Annotated in this window: 21 protein-coding genes; 10 read left to right on the forward strand and 11 right to left on the reverse strand. The window is 63.7% G+C overall.

The genetic code is table 11. The features are described from left to right. Window positions 1–305 precede the first annotated feature (305 nt). The 4 genes from P6U24_RS04405 to P6U24_RS04420 all read left to right on the forward strand — a co-directional run bounded on the left by P6U24_RS04405 (window position 306) and on the right by P6U24_RS04420 (window position 3,994). Window positions 306–1,322 carry a TRAP transporter substrate-binding protein gene (locus P6U24_RS04405; RefSeq protein WP_407157972.1) on the forward strand — a complete coding sequence of 339 codons (1,017 nt, stop codon included), beginning with the start codon at window positions 306–308 and terminating at the stop codon, window positions 1,320–1,322. A gap of 238 nt (window positions 1,323–1,560) precedes the next feature. Next, window positions 1,561–2,070, forward strand: coding sequence for a TRAP transporter small permease (locus tag P6U24_RS04410; RefSeq protein ID WP_407157973.1), 510 nt, complete (start codon window positions 1,561–1,563; stop codon window positions 2,068–2,070). Window positions 2,071–2,076: 6 nt separating this feature from the next. Beyond that, window positions 2,077–3,396: a TRAP transporter large permease gene (locus P6U24_RS04415; RefSeq protein WP_407157974.1), complete on the forward strand. Its 1,320-nt coding sequence runs from the start codon at window positions 2,077–2,079 to the stop codon at window positions 3,394–3,396. Window positions 3,397–3,514: 118 nt separating this feature from the next. Continuing rightward, window positions 3,515–3,994 (forward strand): DUF3237 domain-containing protein, encoded by a 480-nt coding sequence (locus P6U24_RS04420; RefSeq protein ID WP_407157975.1) that lies wholly within the window; start codon window positions 3,515–3,517, stop codon window positions 3,992–3,994. Window positions 3,995–4,360: 366 nt separating this feature from the next. Here the strand turns inward: P6U24_RS04420 and P6U24_RS04425 are convergent, their stop codons facing one another. After that, window positions 4,361–4,609, reverse strand: a complete 249-nt coding sequence (locus P6U24_RS04425; protein WP_407157976.1) for a hypothetical protein — start codon at window positions 4,607–4,609, stop codon at window positions 4,361–4,363. 610 nt (window positions 4,610–5,219) lie between these two features. On the opposite strand from P6U24_RS04425, the gene P6U24_RS04430 reads away from it, so the two are divergent. From P6U24_RS04430 to P6U24_RS04450, 5 genes are all read left to right on the forward strand, one after another. Continuing rightward, window positions 5,220–6,023: a crotonase/enoyl-CoA hydratase family protein gene (locus P6U24_RS04430; protein ID WP_407160777.1), complete on the forward strand. Its 804-nt coding sequence runs from the start codon at window positions 5,220–5,222 to the stop codon at window positions 6,021–6,023. Between the two features lies 1 nt (window position 6,024). Then, a complete protein-coding gene (locus tag P6U24_RS04435; protein WP_407157977.1) occupies window positions 6,025–7,926 on the forward strand; it encodes a feruloyl-CoA synthase in 1,902 nt (633 codons plus the stop codon). Between the two features lie 25 nt (window positions 7,927–7,951). After that, the gene (locus P6U24_RS04440; protein WP_407157978.1) at window positions 7,952–8,713 is read left to right on the forward strand and encodes an SDR family NAD(P)-dependent oxidoreductase; all 762 of its coding nucleotides are present in this window, start codon (window positions 7,952–7,954) and stop codon (window positions 8,711–8,713) included. Window positions 8,714–8,918: 205 nt separating this feature from the next. Beyond that, window positions 8,919–9,338 carry an acyl-CoA thioesterase gene (locus P6U24_RS04445; RefSeq protein WP_407157979.1) on the forward strand — a complete coding sequence of 140 codons (420 nt, stop codon included), beginning with the start codon at window positions 8,919–8,921 and terminating at the stop codon, window positions 9,336–9,338. A gap of 164 nt (window positions 9,339–9,502) precedes the next feature. Beyond that, window positions 9,503–10,648: an ABC transporter substrate-binding protein gene (locus tag P6U24_RS04450; RefSeq protein ID WP_407157980.1), complete on the forward strand. Its 1,146-nt coding sequence runs from the start codon at window positions 9,503–9,505 to the stop codon at window positions 10,646–10,648. A 62-nt stretch (window positions 10,649–10,710) separates the two neighbouring features. Here P6U24_RS04450 and P6U24_RS04455 read toward each other — a convergent pair whose 3' ends face one another. The 7 genes from P6U24_RS04455 to P6U24_RS04485 form a co-directional block, all read right to left on the reverse strand. Beyond that, window positions 10,711–11,172, reverse strand: coding sequence for a hypothetical protein (locus P6U24_RS04455; RefSeq protein WP_407157981.1), 462 nt, complete (start codon window positions 11,170–11,172; stop codon window positions 10,711–10,713). Window positions 11,173–11,233: 61 nt separating this feature from the next. Next, window positions 11,234–11,701: a DUF6644 family protein gene (locus P6U24_RS04460; RefSeq protein ID WP_407157982.1), complete on the reverse strand. Its 468-nt coding sequence runs from the start codon at window positions 11,699–11,701 to the stop codon at window positions 11,234–11,236. Between the two features lie 9 nt (window positions 11,702–11,710). After that, window positions 11,711–12,106 carry a DUF6152 family protein gene (locus P6U24_RS04465; protein WP_407157983.1) on the reverse strand — a complete coding sequence of 132 codons (396 nt, stop codon included), beginning with the start codon at window positions 12,104–12,106 and terminating at the stop codon, window positions 11,711–11,713. 11 nt (window positions 12,107–12,117) lie between these two features. After that, window positions 12,118–12,900, reverse strand: a complete 783-nt coding sequence (locus P6U24_RS04470) for a hypothetical protein (RefSeq protein ID WP_407157984.1) — start codon at window positions 12,898–12,900, stop codon at window positions 12,118–12,120. A gap of 117 nt (window positions 12,901–13,017) precedes the next feature. Beyond that, entirely contained in the window at window positions 13,018–13,749 is a 732-nt protein-coding gene (locus P6U24_RS04475; protein ID WP_407157985.1) for an ABC transporter ATP-binding protein, read from the reverse strand. Next, window positions 13,746–15,515, reverse strand: a complete 1,770-nt coding sequence (locus P6U24_RS04480; RefSeq protein WP_407157986.1) for an ABC transporter permease subunit — start codon at window positions 15,513–15,515, stop codon at window positions 13,746–13,748. The genes P6U24_RS04475 and P6U24_RS04480 overlap by 4 nt, the downstream gene beginning before the upstream one ends. 3 nt (window positions 15,516–15,518) lie before the next feature. Continuing rightward, complete coding sequence (locus tag P6U24_RS04485; protein ID WP_407157987.1) at window positions 15,519–16,562, reverse strand: branched-chain amino acid ABC transporter permease; 1,044 nt, start codon at window positions 16,560–16,562, stop codon at window positions 15,519–15,521. Between the two features lie 209 nt (window positions 16,563–16,771). Here P6U24_RS04485 and P6U24_RS04490 point away from each other — a divergent pair, with 209 nt between their 5' ends. Continuing rightward, window positions 16,772–17,287 carry a MarR family winged helix-turn-helix transcriptional regulator gene (locus P6U24_RS04490; RefSeq protein ID WP_407157988.1) on the forward strand — a complete coding sequence of 172 codons (516 nt, stop codon included), beginning with the start codon at window positions 16,772–16,774 and terminating at the stop codon, window positions 17,285–17,287. Window positions 17,288–17,648: 361 nt separating this feature from the next. Here the strand turns inward: P6U24_RS04490 and P6U24_RS04495 are convergent, their stop codons facing one another. The 3 genes from P6U24_RS04495 to P6U24_RS04505 all read right to left on the reverse strand — a co-directional run bounded on the left by P6U24_RS04495 (window position 17,649) and on the right by P6U24_RS04505 (window position 21,775). Then, the gene (locus P6U24_RS04495; RefSeq protein ID WP_407157989.1) at window positions 17,649–18,929 is read right to left on the reverse strand and encodes a glycerate kinase; all 1,281 of its coding nucleotides are present in this window, start codon (window positions 18,927–18,929) and stop codon (window positions 17,649–17,651) included. Between the two features lie 106 nt (window positions 18,930–19,035). Next, window positions 19,036–20,262 carry an ABC transporter substrate-binding protein gene (locus tag P6U24_RS04500; protein WP_407157990.1) on the reverse strand — a complete coding sequence of 409 codons (1,227 nt, stop codon included), beginning with the start codon at window positions 20,260–20,262 and terminating at the stop codon, window positions 19,036–19,038. 286 nt (window positions 20,263–20,548) lie between these two features. After that, window positions 20,549–21,775 (reverse strand): ABC transporter substrate-binding protein, encoded by a 1,227-nt coding sequence (locus tag P6U24_RS04505; RefSeq protein ID WP_407157991.1) that lies wholly within the window; start codon window positions 21,773–21,775, stop codon window positions 20,549–20,551. Window position 21,776: the final 1 nt, after the last annotated feature.

Raw genomic sequence — 21,776 nt, forward strand, 5'->3', positions numbered from 1 at the left:
TTTTAAACGGGATTTGCGCAGGCGTTTGAAACGCGACCGGGCCGGTGCAGCGCGCAGCGCGCTTGCGCTGCGATCAGAGTGCAATTTCGGGATGTGCAGTGTCCCCACCCGCATGGCAGCGGCGCACGACGGATGAAGCCTTTGGACGAAGCTTTTGCGACTTTTGTTCGCGATACGGGTCACCGGCGATGCTATAGGCTTCGAGGCGACGGACGCGTCTACGGCCAACGCTTGCAATAATGATTATATCCTATAACAATGAACGAAAGGGCCCTCGAAGGCCCGTGATTGAGGAGACGATCTCGATGAGGAAGACGCTACTGGCGTTGTGGCTTGCGGCTTGCGTGACGCCTGCGTTCGGGCAGGAGAAGACCTTCGACCTCAAGATCTCGCACTGGGTGCCGGCCAGCCATCCGCTGCAGAAGTCGCTGGAGGATTGGGCGGCCGCGGTCGAGAAGGCCTCGGGCGGCACCATCAAATCCAAGGTGTTTCCTGCGCAGCAGCTCGGCAAGGCCTTCGATCATTACGACATGGCGCGTGACGGCATCGCCGATGTCACCTATGTCAACCCCGGCTATCAGCCCGGCCGCTTCCCGATCGTCGGCGCCGGCGAATTGCCGTTCCTGATCTCCGACGCCAAGGGCGGCTCCGAAGGGCTCGATGCCTGGTATCGGAAATATGCCGCCAAGGAGATGAAGGACGTCAAATACTGCCTCGCCTTCGTCCATACGCCCTCGGCGCTCCACACCCGGACCAAGAAGGTGACCGTCCCCGACGATATCAAGGGCATGAAGATCAGGCCCGCGGATGCGACGATCGCGAATTTCGTCACCCAGCTCGGCGGCACCAATGTGCAGTCCTCGGCACCCGAGGTGCGCGACATCATCGAGCGCGGCGTCGCCGACGGCGTGTTCTTCCCGGCCGGATCGCTGCTGCTGTTCGGCGTCGATAAGGTGACGAAATATCACATCGATGCGCCGATGTACGTCACGACCTTCGTCTTCGTCATGAACAAGGACAAATACGACCAGATGTCCGACCGCCAGAAGAAGGCGATCGACGACAACTGCACCACCGAGATGGCAGGCAAGGTCGGCGCGCATTGGGGTGAGTTCGAGGATGCGGGCGTCGACAAGATCAAGGCCGAGTCCGGCCAGGAGGTCTACAAGCTGACGCCGGAGCAGACCGCGCTGTGGAAGAAGGCAGCCGATCCGCTGTTCAAGACCTGGGCCGATGGCGTCAAGAAGACCGGCATCGATGCGGACGTCGCGATGACCGAGCTGAAGGCCTCGCTCACCAAGTACAACGCGCTGGCGCAGTAGCATCGTCTCGTAGTTGTTTGCTCGCTGTTGCGCAGCGGCCGGTGCGTTCCCTCTCCCGTTCTTACGGGGAGAGGGTTGGGGTGAGGGGCAGACGCACGATCGGTGTCAATCGTCAGACCTGTACCCCTCACCCGGATGGCATCTTGCGCTGCCATCCGACCTCTCCCCGCAAGCGGGGCGAGGTTATAGCGAGCGTGGGGGGAGACCTGCGCATGCATGACTTATTGATGGGGACCTGATGAAACGCGCTTGGATGGACCGGTTCATCGATGGCATCGAATGGATCGCGGCCTTTTTCGTCGGCATCGTTGCGCTCGACATTTTCCTGTCGGTCCTGCTCCGCAATACGCTGAACTATTCGATCCCGGATTCCTTCGACATCGGGCGCATGCTGCTCGGCATCCTGATCTTCTGGGGCATTGCCGCGACCTCCTACCGCGGCACCCACATCACGGTCGATCTCGTCTGGGGCAATGTCGGGCCACGCCACCAGCGGTGGATCGACGTGTTCGCGACCCTGGTGCTGCTGTTCGTGGTGACGGTGCAGACCTACACGCTGTTCGACAAGGTGCGCGGCACTTACAACGATAACGTCCTGACCTTCGACCTGCACATGCCGACATGGCCGTTCTTCCTGATCGCCTGGATCGGCGACGTCTCCGCCGTGCTGCTGATCGCGATCAGGACCTACCGGCTGATCTTCCATCCAGAGGACATGCATGACCCCGAGATCAAGGCGACGGAGTAGCGCCTCATGACTACCGATGCCGTCGCCCTGATCGGGTTTGTGGCGCTGTTCGCCCTGATGTTGCTGCGCGTGCCTGTCGGCATGGCGATGGGCCTCGTCGGCGTCTCCGGTTTCGGCTATCTCGTCAGCGGCCCCGCCGCGCTCAAGCTGGTCGGGCAGACGTCGATGCGCACGGTCACCGATTACACCTTCGGCGTGATCCCGATGTTCCTCCTGATGGGGACCTTCGTCTCCAACTCCGGCATGAGTCGCGAGCTGTTTCGCGCCGCCAACGGATTCGTCGGGCACATGCGCGGCGGCCTCGGCATCGCCACCGTCGCGGCCTGCGGCGGCTTCGCCGCGATCTCGGGCTCGTCGGTCGCGACCGCGGCGACCTTTTCCGCGGTCGCCTATCCGGAGATGCGCCGCTTCGGCTACCCGCAGTCCTTCGCTACGGGCGTGATCGCGGCCGGCGGCACACTCGGCGCAATGCTGCCGCCCTCCACCGTGCTCGCGGTCTACGGCATCATCACCGAGCAGGACATTGGCAAGCTGTTCATCGCCGGCATCGTTCCCGGTCTGCTCGCGATGACCATGTACATGATTACGATCGCGCTGATCGGGCGCGTTGCGCCGGGCTTCCTGCCGAAGGGCGAGGCGCTGTCCTGGCGCGAACGGTTCAAGGGCTTGCGGGATATCTGGGCGCCGGTGCTGCTGTTCCTGTTCGTGATCGGCGGCCTCTATGGTTTGCCGTTCCTGCCGCGTTTCACGCCGACCGAGGCCGGCGGCGTCGGCGCCACCGGCGCCTTCCTGATCGGCCTCGCCACCGGCCGGCTCGACAAGGAGAAGATCCTCGCATCGCTGTTGCAGGCGACGCGCACTGCAGCTGCCGTCTTCACCGTGCTGATCGGCGCCTTGATCTTCGGCTATTTCCTCACGGTGACGCAGACGCCGCAGAAGGTGACGGAATTCCTCACCGGCCTGGGGCTCGGGCCCTACGGCGTGCTGGCGCTGATCATGATCATGTATCTGGTCCTCGGCTGCCTGATGGATGCGATGGCGATGATCATCCTGACAGTGCCGATCATCTTCCCGGTGGTCTCACATCTCGGCTTCGACCCGATCTGGTTCGGGGTCATCATCGTCATGACGGTCGAACTCGGCCTGATCCATCCGCCTGTCGGCATGAACGTGTTCGTGATCAAGAGCGTGGTGAAGGACGTGTCGTTCGCCACCATCTTCAAAGGCGTGCTGCCCTTCGTGGCGACCGACCTCGTGCGCCTGGTGATCCTGATCGCATTCCCGATCCTCGCCACCTGGCTGCCGCAACAGATGGTGGCGCGGTGATGACCGATGAGACGAGATTTGCTTGGCGCGGCATCGGGTGGTGCACCCTCTCCCACAAGGGGAGAGGGTAACAGCCGTGGGCGCTGAGACATCACCGAGCTTGGGAGAGAGCACATCGATGGCCAACCCGACCCTGGAAACCAAATACGTCTTCACCGTCACCGCGCTGATCGGCGCTGTCATGTCGGCCGGCGAGATCGGCACCGGCGTGCGCCGGATCATCCCGATCCATGGTGGCGAGGTGAAAGGGCCGGGTTTGGACGGCGAGGGCATTTCCGGCAAGGTCTGCGCCTTGGGCGCCGACTTCCAGATCATCCGCCCGAACGAGCTGATCGAGCTGGAAGCCAAGTACGCCTTCGAGACCGACGACGGCGCAATTGTCTATGTCGAAAACCGCGGCATCCGCTTCGGACCCGTCGAGCTGTTGCAAAAGCTCAAGCGCGGCGAGCCTGTCGATCCCCAGCTGATCTACTTCCGCACCCACCCGCGCTTCGAGACCGGGCACGACAAGTATCGCTGGCTGATGCAACACATCTTCGTCGCCTCCGCCGCGCGCCATACCGACCGCGTGATCGTAGACGTGCATGTGGTACTGTGAGTGACACCAACGCCAACAACTCCGTCATTGCGAGGAGAAGGCGACGAAGCAATCCAGGATCGGGAAGGAAGGTCTGGATTGCTTCGCTCCTCGCAATGACGAACGAGGGAGCTGCGAGCGTTGTGCGTCGCTCAGCGATTGAACGCTCGAGCGCAGCCGAAGACTCGATGTCGTCCCGGTCAGGCGCGCATTGCGCGCCGAGAACGCCGGGACCCATACTCACCGGCTTTCGTTTCGCGAAAGCTGGAGCGATCGCCTTGTTTAGTCACGCTGTGCGGCGATTACCGGTCCCGGCTCTGCGCTTCGCTTGGCCGGGACGACACACGTGTGTGACAAGCTATGTGACCATCCGTCGGGCAAATCAGGTTATGAGTTCTCGCCGCTCTTGCCGCGCGACGCGCTGTAAAGAGGCAAGAAAATCACCCGCGCAGAAAAACTCATTTCGCGAGCCGTTTCAAAGCGCAAGCGTCCGAGCGGCCACATCGCGAAATTTTTCTCTTTCGTTTTTACAGAAAACGTGGATGATGTGCACATCCCGCCTCGATGGGAGGGGCGTTGCGCGCGATCGTCACGACACGCGAGGCGGGGAGCGGTGGCCGTGTCGAGTTGCAGCATGATCTGATCATGCGGACGAACAACGTCGATGCGGACGTGAAGTCGTGTGGTCCTGGCCTCCCGGTGCTGAGGTCTGCGGAATGCGCGGAACGCGCATTATCGCAAACGGGGGCAATCGAGCCGGTCCCCGAGGAGATCACGTATAAGCGTTAAGACCATCGCGCAGGGAATGCCGGATGATCTGGCTGCACCTGTGGTAACTGCCGCCTGCTTTCTTTGTTGCAGGCGGGCCATGGGTGAGGCCTTCACCCGGCATTCCCTGCACCCTCTCGATTCAAGACGAGGGTGAATTCAAGACTAGCTCGGGCGCGAGACGCGCGGCGAGAACGCTGCCTCGTGTTCAGCTGCATGCCCGCGAAGAGCGGGCATCCAGCACGCCGCGGCCTCTCGGTGGACCACGGCCGGCGCTGGAATACGATACCTTACCCCCGCCTTCGCGGGCGGCAGTGCAGGTGGCGGCGACGCTGACCCGAACTCGTCCCTGGTGGCGAGCCCTGGAGCTCCTCGTCCAATGCTGCAGTGCGCAAAACGCGCCCAAACGCCTTCTTGATTGACACCCGTCAAAATCGTTATAAAACATAACTATTCAGAACAGGACACAATGGTTCAGATGGGAAACGCCGAGACGCCAGCGCCCGCAGCCGATGCCGCGCTGCTCAAGATCGAACGGCAGGGCGCGGTGCTGACCGTCGGCCTCAACCGTCCGGCCAAGCGCAACGCGCTGAACGACGGCATCATCCTTGCGATCGGCGAGTGCTTCGCCGATCTGCCCGATGACATCAGGGCGGTGGTGATCCATGGCGTCGGCGACAACTTCTCCTCCGGCCTCGACCTTTCCGAGCTGCGCGAGCGCGATGCGACCGAAGGCCTGGTGCATTCGCAGATGTGGCACCGGGTGTTCGATCGCATCCAGTACAGCCGCGTGCCCGTCATTGCCGCGCTCAAGGGCGCGGTGATCGGCGGCGGCCTGGAGCTTGCCTGTGCGGCGCATATTCGCGTCGCCGAGCCGTCCGCCTATTTTGCGTTGCCCGAAGGCCAGCGCGGCATCTTTGTCGGCGGCGGCGGCTCGGTGCGGCTGCCGCGCCTGATCGGCGTCGCCCGCATGGCGGACATGATGCTCACCGGCCGCGTCTATTCGGCGACCGAAGGCTCGGCCTATGGTTTTGCGCAATATCTGGTCGAGGACGGCGGTTCGCTTGCCAAGGCGTTGGAGCTGGCCGAGAAGATTGCAGGTAACGCGCCGCTCACCAATTTTGCGGTGCTGCAGGCGTTGCCGATGATCGCGGAGGCGAATCCGCAGACCGGCCTGTTGATGGAATCCTTGATGGCCACGGTCGCGCAGAGCGATCAGGAAGCCAAGCGCCGCATCCGCGCCTTTCTCGATCACAAGACCGCAAAGGTGAAACCGACGTGACATGAACGCGCCAACAACAAGCACACAGGGAGGAGAGGGGACAGCGCAGGCGCGAGCCGCCAGCGTTCATCCCTTACGCGCGATCTCGTTCAACGACCCCGCTGTCGGCATCGAGCACCGCGCGGACGGCACCATCTATCTGCGGCCGAAAAAGCCGCTCGCCGGGTATCCGCGGCGCGTCACCGATCGGCTCTATCACTTTGCCGAGACCACGCCCGATCGTGTCTTCATGGCGGAGCGCGCTGGGTCGACGGGCTGGCGTGAGCTCACCTATGCCGAACTGCTGGCGGCGAGCCGGCACATCGCCTCGGCGCTGCTCGAGCGCGGTCTGTCGGCCGAGCGCCCCGTGATGATCCTCTCAGGCAATTCGATCGACCACGCGCTGGTCGCCTTCGGCGCGCTCCATGCCGGGATTCCGTTCTGCCCGGTGTCCCCGGCCTATTCGCTGGTCTCGCGCGACTACGGCAAGCTGTCTTATCTCATGAATCTGCTGACGCCGGGGCTGGTGTTTGCCGATGATGCCGACGCCTTTGCCGACGCGCTGGTGGCGAACGTGCCCGCGGGCACCGAAATCGCGGCGTCCTTCGGCAAAGTCGCGGGGCGCGAGGTCACGCGGCTTGCGGACCTGATGGCGACCCCGCTCTATGCGGGCCTGGGCGCCGCGCATGAGGCCATCGGCGGCGACACCATCGCCAAGTTCCTGCTCACCTCGGGCTCGACCGGTAATCCGAAAGCCGTGATCAACACCCAGTCGATGCTCTGCGCCAACCAGGTGATGATCCGCGAGACGCTCGCCTTTCTGAAAGACGAGCCGCCGGTCATCGTCGACTGGCTGCCGTGGAATCACACGTTTGGCGGCAATCACAATATCGGGCTGACGCTGTTCAACGGCGGCTCGATGTATCTCGATCGGGGCAAGCCGGTGCCTGGCGGCATCGAGGAGACCGTGCGCAATCTGCGTGAGATCTCGCCGACAGTCTATTTCAACGTGCCGAAGGGCTATGAGTCGCTGCTGCCGTATCTCCGCGACGATGCGCATCTGCGCAAGATGTTCTTCCGGCGCCTGCATGCGATGTTCTTCTCAGGTGCTGCATTGGCGCCGCATGTCTGGAACGAGCTCGACGAGCTGTCCTTCGCCGAGACCGGCGCGCGCGTGCCGATGCTGACGGGCCTGGGATCGACCGAGACCGCGCCGTTCTTCATGTCGGTCAATCCGCGCACCAGCCGCTCAGGTCATGTCGGACTGCCGGTGTCCGGCAACGAGGCCAAGCTCGTGCCCAACAACGGCAAGCTCGAAGTGCGCGCGAGGGGGCCGAACGTGACGCCCGGCTATTGGCGGCAGGCCGAGGTGACGGCGGCCTCGTTCGACGAGGAGGGGTTCTACCGGATGGGCGATGCGCTTAAGCCCGCCGATCCCAACGACCTCCACGCCGGTTTCGATTTCGATGGCCGCATCGCCGAGGATTTCAAGCTCGCCAGCGGCACCTGGGTCTCGGTCGGTCCGCTGCGGGCGCGCTTCATCGCGGCCTGCGCGCCGCTGGTGCGCGACGTCGTCATCGCCGGCATCAACCGCGACGAGATCTCCGCGATCGTCGTGCTCGATCTCGATGGCTGCCGGCTGATCAATGCGACGCTGCCGCACGACGACCTCGCGGCGATCGCGGCCGATCCCCTGATCCGCGAAGCCTTCCGCGAGCGTTTCGCGCGCTTCTTTGGAACTGCGACCGGCTCGTCCAACCGGATCACCCGCGCCGTGCTGCTGGGAACTCCGCTGTCGATCGATCGCGGCGAAGTGACCGACAAGGGCTCGATCAACCAGCGCGCGGTGCTGGACAATCGCAAGGAGCTGATCGAGCAGCTCTATGCCGCCACGCCGCCTGAGGAAATCATCGTCGTCGGCTGAGCCGCGCATCAAAAGGAGAACGATCATGTTGTTGAAGGATCAGGCCGCGATCGTCACTGGCGGTGCCTCCGGCCTCGGCGCAGCGACGGCTCGCAAACTCGCCGCGCAGGGCGCCAAGGTCGCCGTGTTCGATCTCAACGCCAAGCTCGCCGAGGAGGTCGCGGCGGAAATCAAGGGCACCGCGGTGGTCTGCGACGTCTCCGATGCGGCGGCAGCGGAGGCAGCGATCGCGCAAGCAAACAAGGCGCACGGCCCGGCGCGGGTGCTCGTGAACTGCGCCGGCATCGGCGTCGCCAAGCGCGTTGTCGGCCGCGATGGGCCAATGGCCCTCGCGGATTTCGAGCGGGTGATCAAGATCAACCTGATCGGCTCGTTCAACATGCTGCGGCTGGCGGCAGCTGAGATGTCGAAGCTGGAGCCGCAAGCGACGGGCGAGCGCGGCGTCGTCATCAACACCGCATCTGTTGCGGCCTATGATGGCCAGATCGGGCAGGCGGCCTATTCGGCCTCAAAGGGTGGCATCGTCGGCATGACCCTGCCGATCGCGCGCGAGCTCGCGCAGTTCGGCATCCGCGTGCTCACCATCGCGCCCGGCCTGTTCATGACGCCGCTGCTGGCCAATCTGCCGCAGGAGGCGCAGGATTCGCTCGCCGCCGCGATCCCCTTCCCGCGCCGGCTCGGCCACGCCGACGAGTTCGCTGCGCTGGCCCTGCATATGATCGACAACCCCTACCTCAACGGCGAGGTGGTGCGGCTCGACGGCTCGCTGCGCATGGCGCCGAAGTGAGGTTTGATAGTCGAATGAGCCAGGATGCTCATCGCGACCTCGGTCTTACACCTCTCCCCGTTGGGGAGAGGTCGGATTGCACCGTAAGATGCAATCCGGGAGAGGGGCCTCATGCTCTCGATAGACCTTAACCCCTCACCCCAACCCTCTCCCAAGGGAGAGGGGGCGCACCTCCGCCGGGGCAGCAGTGAAGGCAGGCATCGCCATGTTCGTCCATCGCCGCGACGTGCAGATCCAGTGGGGCGACTGCGACCCCGCCAACATCGTCTACTATCCGCGTTATTTCGCGATGTTCGACGATTCCACCTCGATCATGTTCGAGGCGGCCGGCTGCTCCAAGCAGGAACTCGTCCGCCGCTACGGCCTGGTCGGCATCCCCATGGTCGACACGCGGGCGAAATTCTACATCCCGTCCACGCATGGCGACTGGATCACGATCGAGAGCCGGATCGAGAGCTTCGGGCGCTCCTCCTTCGAGGTCACGCATAAGGTGTACAAGGGCAAGCAGCTCGCGCTGGAGGGCTTCGAGACGCGGGTGCTGGTCGGCCGCGATCCGAACGATCCTGACAAACTGAAATCGGCGCCGATCCCGGAGGAGGTCAGAGACAAGTTCATGCGGACGTGACCAAAGGACGCGCCACGCTCACGTTACGTTCGAAACACGATCCGCGCCGAGAGCGCTAACCTTGACGGTGCTCGGCACTCGAATTTTCCAGGGCATGCGCTAAACAAGGCGACCCGGTTGCGCAATTGAGACTTGAACTGAAGCCTATCTTCGGGAGGAACAGAATGAGAAAAACCTATTTGGCGGCCGTGGCGGTCGCTGCGATGTTCGCGGCAGTGCCGGCACTGGCGCAGACCAGCGAGATCACGATCGGCATCACCACCACGACGACGGGGCCGGCGGCTGCACTCGGCATTCCCGAGCGCAACGCACTCGACTTCGTGCCGAAGGAGATCGGCGGCGTGCCGCTGAAGGTGATCGTGCTCGACGACGGCGGCGATCCGGCCACTGCCACCACCAATGCGCGGCGTTTCGTCACGGAGTCCAAGGCCGATATCATCATGGGCTCGGCCACCACGCCGCCGACGATCGCGGTCTCCAATGTCGCCAACGAGGCCGGCATTCCGCATTTCGGGCTCGCGCCGTTCCCGGTCTCGCCCGAGCGCGCCAAGTGGTCGGTCGTGATGCCGCAGCCGGTGCCGATCATGGGCAAGGTGCTCTACGAGCACATGAAGGCGCATAACATCAAGACGGTCGGCTATATCGGCTACTCGGATTCCTACGGCGATCTCTGGTTCAACGATCTCAAGGCGCAGGGCGTGCCGATGGGCATCTCGATCGTCGACGAGGAGCGCTTCGCCCGTCCCGATACCTCCGTGACCGGCCAGGTCCTGAAGCTCGTCGCTGCTAATCCGGACGCCATCCTGGTCGGCGCCTCCGGCACCGCGGCCGCGCTGCCGCAGACCGAGCTGCGCGATCGCGGCTACAAGGGCCTGATCTACCAGACCCATGGCGCTGCCAGCATGGATTTCATTCGCATCGCCGGCAAGGCCGCGGAAGGGGTGATCATGGCCTCGGGCCCGGTGATGTCGCCGGAGACGCAAGCCGACAGCGCGCTGACCAAGAAGCCGGGCCTGGCGCTCAACACCGCGTATGAAGCGAAGTATGGCCCGAACAGCCGGAGCCAGTTCGCCGGCCATTCCTATGATGCGTTCGAGCTCTTGAAGCGCGTCATCCCGGTGGCGCTGAAGACGGCCAAGCCCGGCACGGTCGAATTCCGCGAGGCGATTCGCCAGGCGCTGCTCACCGAAAAGGACATGGCCGCGAGCCAGGGCGTCTATAACTTCACCGAGAAGGACCGCTCCGGGCTCGACGACCGCGCCCGCATCATCCTGACCGTGAAGGACGGCAAATACGTGCCGGCGCAGTAAGCGGCCGCACCGAGCCTCGAATACGAAAGGCCGGCGCGGCGCGCCGGCCTTTCTGCTGCTAGCTACTCGAACCCGTAATGCTTGTGACAGGCGGAGCAGATGCCGTCGAGCCGGTCGCTGACTTCGGAGATGGATTTCAGATCGTGATTCTCGGCGGCGTGATAGGCCTTGTCGGCGGCATCGGCGAGCCTCTTGACGTAGCCGTTCCAGGCCGGGTCCATCGCACGCTGTGGAATCATCAGCGCGTTGGTCGCTTCGGCCAGCGTCGCCGCGGCGCTCACCAGCTTTTCCCAGTCCTCGTCGGTTCTCGGCGCAAGATCATGCTCACCCCGGGCGTCGATCATCGCGGCGTTGACGCTCCACAGCACCGATGCCGCCGGCGTCAGCACGTGCTCCATGAAGGTCTGCATGTCGACATGCGGCTGGAAGGGTGGCGTCGGCGCCGCGTTCTGCGACCGCGACGGGATCACGCCGGAGAGCACGATTGCAGCGGCGAGGGCGGCAAGACGGCGGATGTTGCGCATCGTCAGAGCGAATCCATAGTGAAGCCGATCATCCGTCCGCAGGCCACCACCGCGATCCAGATCAGGATCGACAGCGCGCCTGCAATCCGTGCCGAGGGCGGTGTGTCGCCAGCGCGCGGCCCGTCAGGCGCTTATTGTGCCAGAAGGCTGGCTGTCCCGCGATCGAGCTCTGCAGGGCTGCCGTCAGCAGGATCGCGCCGAGCAGCAGGCTCATCTTGATGTAGAAGGTCGCGTTGAGCAGCGAGCGACGGGGCTCCCCGACGATCAGCAATCCGCCGGTCGCGAGCAGGATGACCAGCACCGGCCAGATCGACGGCAGGAAGCGCCGCGCGACCTCTGGCAGCGGTACGTCGCGTTCGAACAGTCGCCAGATCCGGAAGTCGACCAGCATCGCCGAGGTGAACACCACGGCGACGCAGAGGATATGGATGGTCTGCAGGGTCGGAATGATCCAGCCGGTGGTCTGGATGGTCTGGCTGAGCGAGGTTGCCGCCAGCCACTTCGAAATCTCGATCAGGATGGCGTGCATGGAACCGCGTCACTGCTCGTCGGGAGTCGTCAGGCTGTAGGTCAGCTCCTTGCCGTCAGGCAGCGTGACCTTCTGCAGCAGCCCGCCGGGTTTGCCGTCGCGGAGCGGCGCGTAAAGAAACTCGGCATGATCGCCGGGCTGCAGCGAGCGCTTGGTCCAGCCGGATCGGCTCAGCACGCCCGGGCTCGATACTTCGAGCGTCCAGGTGACGGGCTGGGCGCCGTCCTTTGCATCACTTTCCACGACGAAGGTAATGTGAGGGTTCGTCCAGTTCACCTGCTTGACCGTGCCCTGCATGATCTGGTGATGCTCGACGTCGTAAGCGGCGGTGGAATGATGCGCTGATGCCACGCCTCCCGACCCGAGCAGCAGGGAGACGGCAAGAGAAGCGGCCTTTGGCGACATCCTGGGAATCCTTATTTGGCGGTATGAACCGACCCGTACTCGTCCTGTTGCGCGTTCGGGACGAAAATGTCGTGGCCGTTCTTGTCCTTGCCCGGCGTCAGACCTTCCTGCACGCATTCGCCTTCGGTGATCTCATAGTGCCGGTCGGGATAGCGGCGAAAGATGCGCGTGGTCTTCCAGGTCGAGCTCAACACCTTTGGTGCCGTGATCTCCAAGTCGTCATGCAACTCGCTGGGCGCCGTCAGATGCAGGCGTTCGATCACGTGCATGTCGCCGTCATTGGGAATGCCGACCGCTTCGCTGATCGCGATGAAGGCCTGCGGCACGATCGCGGTGGTGTCGACCACCAGCGTGTCACCTTCCCAATGGCCGACAGAATGGCCGAACAGAGTGAGGTCCGGATCCTCCGGATGCTGACGCCCATCGAGATAGATCCGTCGCATCCGATTGCCGTCGACCTCGCCCAGCATCGTGATGCGACCTGGAGTTGTCAGCAGCTCGAACGCGTTGTGAGTCATGAGCATCCAACTCGGCATGCCGTGCGGAAGGCAATGGCTGAGCACGAGAAAAGGCCGGCCTGCCTTCTCTTCGGAGATCAGGTGCTGGACTTGGGGAACGATCTCCGGCTTCCAGGGCGGCATGTTCGCCGTCTCCTGCCGCTTTTGATCCCTGATATCTGGTAGCCATACTCCGCTGAGATCGGGCGGATTAGCTAATGCAGCACAACCGGACGACAGATCGATCAGCGCTGCAACGCAGCCGATGATCGCAAAGCGCTTCGCAAACCTGGTCACGATGCGGCATTCCCACTACCTTCTTACCGCAAGATAGATAATGCAGATGCGAAATGAAAGTCTCACATGACCCGTTCAGTTCAAGAAAGCGGGATTAAATGCGAACGCTGTTGAAACCTAAACGTGATTGCGCGCCTCAGTTGTGAAGCCGAGATAGCTGGCGGCGACACGGGTGTCGGTGGCGATTTCGGCGGCCTTGCCGTTCAGCACGAACTCGCCGAGCTCCATCACATAGGCGCGGTCGGCGACCTGCAGGGCGGCCTTCGCGTTCTGCTCGACGAGGAGCACCGAGACCCCATCCTTGCGCAGCTGCGCGATGATCTCGAAGATGCCGGCGACGATGATCGGCGCAAGGCCAAGGCTGGGTTCGTCCAGCATCAGAAGCTTCGGCGCGCCCATCAGCGCGCGGCCCATCGCCAGCATCTGCTGCTCGCCGCCGGACAGCGTGCCGGCGAGCTGCTTGCGACGCTCCTTCAGCCGCGGAAACAGCGTGTAGACATGATCGAACCCGGCCTCCGCGCGCGCCTTGTCCATGCGGAACGCCCCGAGCTGCAGATTGTCCTCGACAGTCATGCCGGCGAACAGCTCGCGGCCTTCCGGCACCAGCGACAGGCCGAGCGCGACGCGGTCTTCGATCTCGAGCCGGGCGAGGTCCTCGCGGGCAAAGCTGACGTGGCCCTTCAGAGGCAGCACACCCATGATGGCGCCGAGCAGCGTGGTCTTGCCGGCGCCATTGGCGCCGATGATGGTGACGATCTCGTCGGCACCAACCTCGAGCGAGACCGAGCGCACCGCCTCGACCTTGCCATAGGACACATGGGCGTCCGAAACCTGCAACAACGCGCTCATGCGCCGGCTCCCAGATACGCCTCTATGACCTTCGGGTCGGTCTTGATCGCGGCCGGCGTGCCCTCCGCGATCTTGGTGCCGAAATCGAGCACGACGACGCGGTCGGCGAGATCCATCACGAAGCCCATGTCGTGCTCGACCAGCAGCACCGACACGCCGCCGGCGCGAAGCTCACGCAGCAATGCGGCGAGCCGCTGCTTCTCCATATGGCGCAGGCCGGCGGCCGGCTCGTCGAGCAGCAGCAGCATCGGATCGACGCACAGTGCGCGGGCGATCTCGACGATGCGTTGCTGGCCGAGCGACAGCGAGCCGGCGAGCTGGTCCATTTGGTCGGCGAGACCGACGCGGGCGATCTGGCGCGCTGCTTCCGCGAGCAGCTTCGCCTCATCGGTCCGATCGAGCCGGAGCATGGAGGCGACCGGTCCGGCATGCCCGCGCAGATGCGCGCCGATCGCGACATTCTCCAGCACCGTCATGTCGGGCGCGAGCTTGACGTGCTGGAAGGTGCGGGCGATGCCGAGCTGCACAATCTCCTGCGGCGGCGCGTTGGCGATGCGCTTGCCGAACATCGCGATATGGCCTGCGGTCGCCCGCAGCACGCCTGTGATCAGGTTGAAGGTCGTGCTCTTGCCGGCGCCGTTCGGGCCGATCAGCGCGACGATCTCGCGCGAGCGCACCTCGAACGAGACGTTGTTGACCGCAACCACGCCGCCGAACTGCTTGCGGGCATTGTCGATCCGCAGCAGCACGTCGGATGCGTCCGCCGGTCGTGCCCGCGCCGGCAGCGTGATCGAGGTATCGGGCTTTTTCCGCGCGCGTCGGAGCGGCAGCCATGCCGTCAGCCACGGCCAGACGCCGGTGGGGGCAAGCTGCAGCAGCGCAACCAGCATGATGCCGAACACGATCGTCTCGAGCTGGCCCGAGCCGTGCAGCAGCAGCGGCAGATAGCTCTGCAGCACCTCCTTCAGGATGACGACGATCGCCGCACCAAGCACACCGCCCCAGACATAGCCGGCGCCGCCGACCACCGCGACGAACAGATATTCGATCCCGGCCTGCGCGCCGAACGGTGTCGGGTTCACGGCGCGGGTGAAATGGGCGTAGAGCCAGCCGGACAGGCCGGCCAGCACCGCCGCATGGATGAACACCAGCAGCTTGGCCCGCGGCGCATGGACGCCGAAGGCTTCGGCCGCGATATGGCCGCGGCGCAGCGCGCGGATGGCGCGCCCGGTGCGGGAATCCAAGAGATTCATCGTCAGCACTGCCGAGACCAGCACCGCGATCCAGATCGCGTAATAGATGGTGCCGGGATCGAGCATCCGTAAGCCGCCGATCTCAAGCGGTGGAATGCCGGAGACCCCGTCGTTGCGCCCTAAGAATTCGAGCTTGCTGAACAGGTAGAACAGGCCAAGCCCCCAGGCGAGCGTGCCGAGCGGCAGGTAATGGCCCGACAGGCGTACGGTGACGAGGCCGAGCACCACGGCGGCGAGACCTGCGACGATCAGCGAGGCCGGCAGCGTAAGCCAGGGCGAGACGCCGTAATTCGCCGACAGCACGGCGGTGGTGTAGGCGCCGAAGCCGACGAAGGCGGCCTGGCCGAAGGAGGTGAGGCCGCCGACGCCGGTCAGCAGCACGAGCCCCATCGCGACCAGCGCGGAGAGCCCGATATTGTCGAGCAGCACGATCCAGAAGGGCGGTATGCCGGGCACATAGGGGATCACCGCCATGACGAGCGCGAAGACAAGAATGGGCCAGCGTTGAGTCATGGCCTAGTCCTTCTCGTCCTCGACTGCCGCGGGCGCCAGCAGCGAACGCAACAATAGGATTGGCACCAGCAGCATGAAGACGATCACTTCCTTGAAGTTCGAGGCATAGAAGGACGAGAACGACTCGATGATGCCGACCATCAGCGCCGCGATTGCGGTCAGGGGATAGCTGAGGAGCCCGCCGATGATCGCGGCGATGAAGCCCTTCAGGCCGATCAGGAAGCCGGTGTCGTAATAGAGCGTGGTGATCGGCACGATCAGGATGCCTGAGAGCGCACCGATGATGGAGGCGAGCAGGAAGGCGATCTGGCCCGACAGCGTGGTGCGGATGCCGACCAGCCGCGCGCCGAGCCGGTTCACGGCGGTGGCGCGCAGCGCTTTGCCGTAGAGCGTGAGCCCGAAGAACAGCCACAGCGCGATGATGAAGGCGATGGTGATGCCGTAGACCGCGAGCCCCTGGCCGGTGAAGCGCAGCGGGCCAAGGATCGCGGAGGCATCGAGCAGGGTCGGGCCGCGCTGGCCCTCTGCGCCGAAGAACAACAGGCCGAGGCCCTGCAGCGCCAGATGGCAGCCGACGGAGGCGATCAGCAGCACCAGCACCGAGGTATGGGCGAGCGGCTGGAAGGCAATGCGGTACAGCGACAGGCCGATCGCGGCGACGATCGCGAGCGACAGGGCCACGTTCACACCCGCCGGTGCCCGCGCGCCTGCTGCCCAATAGGTCACGCCAAGCACAAGCGCGGGCAGCACCACATTGAGCAGGAGAGAACGAAGGACGCGCTGCCAATGCAGCGACCTGCGCGCGACATAGAGATCGAAGATGAAGGCCGCGATGCCCATCACGACTGCCAGTTTGGCAGTGCCTGGCATCTGGCCCGACGACAGCGACGCATAGGTGAGCGCGCCGTAGGTGACGAATTCGCCTTGCGGGATCAGGATCACCCGTGTCACGGCAAAGACCAGCACCAGCGCCAGGCCGAGCAGCGCATAGACCGCGCCATTGGTGATGCCGTCCTGAATCAGGAACAGCATGATCGTCGTGTTCAAGACCTGACGCTCCCCCATGGTGACCGGATCCGCGCAGCGCTTTGCGCCGTCGCGCCGGTCGTGGCAGTTGAAATCGGCTGCCCGTATTTGATATGATCAATAACAATTATCAAATATAATCTCAAGACCGTCATCTCGTGGAGACACCGGATGCGGCTTCGAGCGGTGCAGGGACGGAGCCCACGCAATGACCGTGTTAGCGGACTGCCATGACCGATAGCGTCAAGGACTACAATAATAAGGGTGCCAGGGAAGGCCGCAAGGAGCCTGCCGAACCCCTGGACGAAGCGCAAGCGGTCCGGCTCGGCGAACTGTCCGAGCTGCTCGGTTATGCCCTCAAGCGGGCCCAGCTGAAAGTGTTCGAGGACTTCCTGCACTGCGTTGCGCCGGTGCAGCTCACTCCCGCGCAATTCTCCGTGCTGCTGCTGCTGGACAACAATCCCGGCCGCAACCAGACCGAGATCGCCAATACGCTTGGCATCCTCCGGCCGAATTTCGTCGCCATGCTGGACAGCCTGGAGAGCCGCGATCTCTGCACGCGGGTGCGCTCGGCCAATGACCGGCGCTCGCATATTTTGATGCTGACCGAGAAGGGCAAGAGCGTCCTGGCGCGGGCCAAGAAGCTGGTCGCCACCAAGCACGAGGCCCGGCTCAACGAGTTGCTCGGCCCCGACGGCCGCGAGGCCCTGCTCTCGATGCTGACCAAGATCGCAACGGAGTTTTGAGAGCGCTGCAGCGTTGGTAATGAGATCGACGGTCGTCCCGGCGACCTCCGCTGTCGTCCCGGGCAAGCGAAGCGCAGACCCGGGACCCATAACCACAGGCCTGTGTTGTCGGAAAATGGCTGGAGCTCCAGCGCCATCAACAGCGGGCGGCTGTGATTATGGGTCCCGGGTCGCGCTCACTGCGTTCGCTTGCCCGGGACGACAGCGTAGAATGCCGCGGCGATCTTCCCGTCAATGCGAGGAGCGCAAGCGACGAAGCAATCCAGCGCCTCACAAGCAATTCTGGATTGCTTCCGCCGTCGCCCTTCGGGCTATGGCGGACACGTCGCTTCGCCCGCAATGACGCGGAGAGCGTGACCCCTCAATCCACCAGGATCACCCTGACATCGTTGACGTTAGTCAGCGTCGGGCCGGTTTGCAGCAGATCTCCGGTGGCGGCAAAGAAAGCCGTGGCGTCGTTGTTGGCGAGATAGGCCCTGGGGTCGAGGCCCTTTGCGCGCATCGAAGCAAATGTCGCCGCATCGATCAGCGCGCCGGCCGGATCGGACGCGCTGCCGGCGCCGCCGTCGGCGCCATCGGTATCGCCGGCCAGCGCCGCGACATCGGTCGTATCCTTCAGCAGATCGGCCAGCGCCAGCGCATATTCCTGGTTCGGGCCGCCGCGGCCATTGCCGCGCACGGTCACCGTGAGCTCGCCGCCTGAGAGAATCGCGACGCGCTGCCCCTTCGCGCGGGCCTGCAGCGCCAGTCCGGCGTGATCGCTGGCCACCTCGCGCGCCTCGCCTTCGAGATCGGCACCGAGATCGACCACCTCATAGCCGGCCGCCTTGGCACGGGCGACCGCCGCATCGAGCGAGGCGCGGGGCCGCGCGATCATCTCATAGGACGCGCGGGCAAAGGCCGCATCACCTGGCTTGCAGCTCTCATTGTTGGGATCCTCCAGGGCGCGTGCAATCGCCGGATCGACCTCGAGCCGGTACTTGGCGATGATAGCACGCGCATCCGCGAGCGTGGTTGGATCAGGCACCGTGGGGCCCGACGCGATTGCGGACGGATCATCATGCGGCACGTCTGATATCGCCAGCGTCACGATCTCGGCCTTCTGGCCGGCGCGGGCAAGCCGTCCGCCCTTGATGCGCGACAGATGCTTCCTGACTGTGTTGATCTCGCCGATCGGCGCGCCGGAGCGCAGCAGCGCGCGCGTCAATTGCTGCTTCTGCGCGAACGACACGCCGGCGACCGGCGCGATCCAGTTGGCCGAGCCGCCGCCGGACAGCAGCACCAGCAGCAGGTCGTCGGGACCAGCCGTTGCCGCAAGCTGCAGCGTTTCCTCGGCGGCCTTCAGCCCGGCCTCATCCGGCATCGGATGGCCGGCCTCGATCACGTTGATCCGCCGGGTCGGCACGCCGTGGCCGTGGCGCGTGGTCGCGATGCCCGCCAGGCGGTCCGGATCGAGCTTCAACGTATCGAGGTAATGCCGTTCGGCGGCAGCGGCCATCGCAGCGGCGCCCTTGCCGGCCGCGAGGCAGATGACTTTGCCTTTCGGCACGGGCCGCAGATGTGAGGCCAGCACCACGTCGGGATGCGCCGCGGCGACCGCGGCATCGAAGATTTCACGCAACAATGGTCGGCGGTCGGTCATTGGTCCCCGGCGGCTTCCTCTGGATCTTTACCCGCTTATCTCCCGTCGCGTGAAAAAAGAAAACCCCCGCGAGCGGTGTTCGCGGGGGGCGGAAGAAAAGAAAGCGTCAACCGCCGACGTCGGCGGAGATGACGTCTCCGAACAGGTCCCAGCGCTCGCCCGTGAAGCGCATCAGCTGGAGCTGGCTGATCGGCGCGAAGTCGGTCGGCGAGGTGTTGATGGTGATGCCGGGCAGCAGCACCTCGGTGCGGAAGTCGCGCAAACTCGCCGCCTGCTTCATCACGTTCTCACGCGTGAGATTGTCGCCGCATTGCTTGAGCACCTGCACCAGCGTCTGCGCCACGCCGTAGCCCACGACAGTGCCGTTATCGAGCTTGTCGCCTTCCGGGAAATATTTGGTCATGAACTCGAGATAGGCCTTCATGCCCGGATCATTGGTCCATCGCGGATCGGTGGTGTCCTTCAGATAGTGTGCCGAGATGATGCCTTGCGCGTTGGCGAAGCCAGCCGGCTTGATGACGCTCCCGATCGAGACCGAGACGTTATTCAAAATGTGCAGCGCCTTCCATTCGATCTCGGCGACCTTCTTGATCGCCTGCGCGGCGAATTTAGGGGTGGCGATATCCACGAAGACGTCGGCGCCGGAGGATTTCAGCTTGACGATGTGGTTGTCGATCGTCGGCTCCGTGGTCTCGTAGCTCTCCTCGGCGATGATCATGCTCGCCGCCTTGTTGCCGAGCCCGTCCTTCAATCCCTTCAGGTAGTCCTTGCCGTAGTCATCGTTCTGGTAGAGCACGGCAATCTTCGCGCCGGGCTTCTCCTTCAAGAGCCACTTGGCATAGATCCGGGCCTCCGACTGGTAGCTCGGCTGCCAGCCCATGGTCCACGGGTAGTCTTTCGGATCGTTCCATTTGGTGGCGCCGGTGGCGACGAACAGCTGCGGCACCTTCTTGGCGTTCATGTATTTCTGGATCGCCGAATTGGACGGCGTGCCGAGCGAGTTGAAGATCAAGAGCACCTCGTCGCTCTCGACCAGCTTGCGCGCCTGCTCGACCGCCTTCGGAGGCGAATAGGCGTCGTCATAGGAGATGAAGTTGATCTTGCGGCCGTTGATGCCGCCCTCGCTATTGATTTTGTTGAAATAGGCCGCCTCGGTCCTGCCGATGATGCCGTAGGCCGATGCCGGCCCGCTATAGGGCATGATGTTGCCGATCTTGATCTCGGTGTCGGTGGCGCCGGTATCGTATTTCTTGTCGGCCGCACGCGCCGCGCAGGTCGCGGCAAGAATGACGAGCGCAGCCGAGACGACGGCCGCCCTTCGCGTGAGGATCATGTTGCATTCCTCCCATGGTGATGGATTTGCGATGATGTGTCGTGGCCTTCTTTGGCGAAGGCTCTTCTTGAGCTTGTGAGCATATCAGGAGTTCCGGGCGGAGCGCATGCGACAAAGGCCGCATGCGGGCGATGCGCGTGCAGTGCGGGATAACGCCTTTCGCATCGCTTGGCCGCGACAACGGTTGTGCTTGGATTGTCAGAAAACACAAGCCCCTGCGCTCGCGCGCAGGGGCTTGTCATGCATCACTCGTATCAGCTGCCGAGCGCAACCGGCCGCGCTGAGATCAGTCCTGCACCTCGCCGCTGATGATATCGCCGAACAGCACCCACTGCTCGCCTTTGAAGCGCATCATCTGCAGCTGCTCGATCGGGGCAAAGTCGGTGGGCGACGTGTTGATCGTGATGCCCGGCAGCAGCGTGTCCGGCGCAAAATCCTTCAGGCTCGCGGCCTGCTTCATCACATTTGCCCGGGTCAGGTCGTCGCCGCACATCTGCAGCACCTTCACCAAAGTCTGCGCCGCGCCGTAGCCATACAACACCGAGTTGTCGATCTTGTTGGCGTCGGGGTAATACTGCTTGAGAAATTCGGTGTATTTGTGCATTCCGGGATCATTGTCCCACTGCGGGTCCGAGGCGTCCTTGGCGTAGTTGGCCGACAGGATGCCTTGCGCATTCTCATAGCCGGCAGGCTTGATGACGGCGCCGATCGAGGACGAGACGTTGACGACGATCTGCAGCGGATGCCAGTCGAGTTCGGCCACTTTCTTGATTGCCTGCGCGGCGAATTTCGGCGTGGTGATGCTGTAGAAGACATCGGCGCCGGAGGCCTTGAGCTTCACGATATGGCCGTCGATAGACGGCTCCGAGGTCTCATAGCTCTCCTCGGCAACGATCATCGAAGCCGCCTTTGGTCCGAGACCGTCCTTGAACCCCTTCAGATAGTCCTTGCCGAAATCATCGTTCTGATAGATCAGCCCGATCTTGGCGTCCGGCTTTTCCTTCAGCAGATATTTGGCATAAATCCGCGATTCTGCCTGATAGCTCGGCTGCCAGCCCATGGTCCACGGAAAATTCCTCGGATCGTTCCATTTGGTGGCGCCGGTGGCTACGAACAGCTGCGGGATCTTCTTCGAATTGAGGTATTTCTGAATGGCGGTATTGGAAGGTGTGCCGAGCGGATTGAAGACCATCAGCACCTCGTCGCTCTCGACCAGCTTGCGCACCTGCTCGACGGCCTTGGGCGGCGAGTAGGCGTCATCATAAGAGATGAAATTGATCTTGCGGCCGTTGATGCCGCCTTCGGCATTGATCTTGTTGAAATAGGCCGCTTCGGACTTGCCGATCACGCCATAGGCAGAGGCCGGCCCGCTATAGGGCATGATGTTGCCGATCTTGATCTCGGTATCGGATGCGCCGGTGTCGTAGTTCTTCTGCGCGAGGGCTGCACTGGTGGTAGAGGCAATGACCGCCGCAGTGAGCGCGGCGAGCCGCAGTCGGTAGTTCAAATGCAAG

The sequence above is a fragment of the Bradyrhizobium sp. STM 3557 genome, from assembly GCF_045571465.1.
Classification (GTDB): domain Bacteria; phylum Pseudomonadota; class Alphaproteobacteria; order Rhizobiales; family Xanthobacteraceae; genus Bradyrhizobium.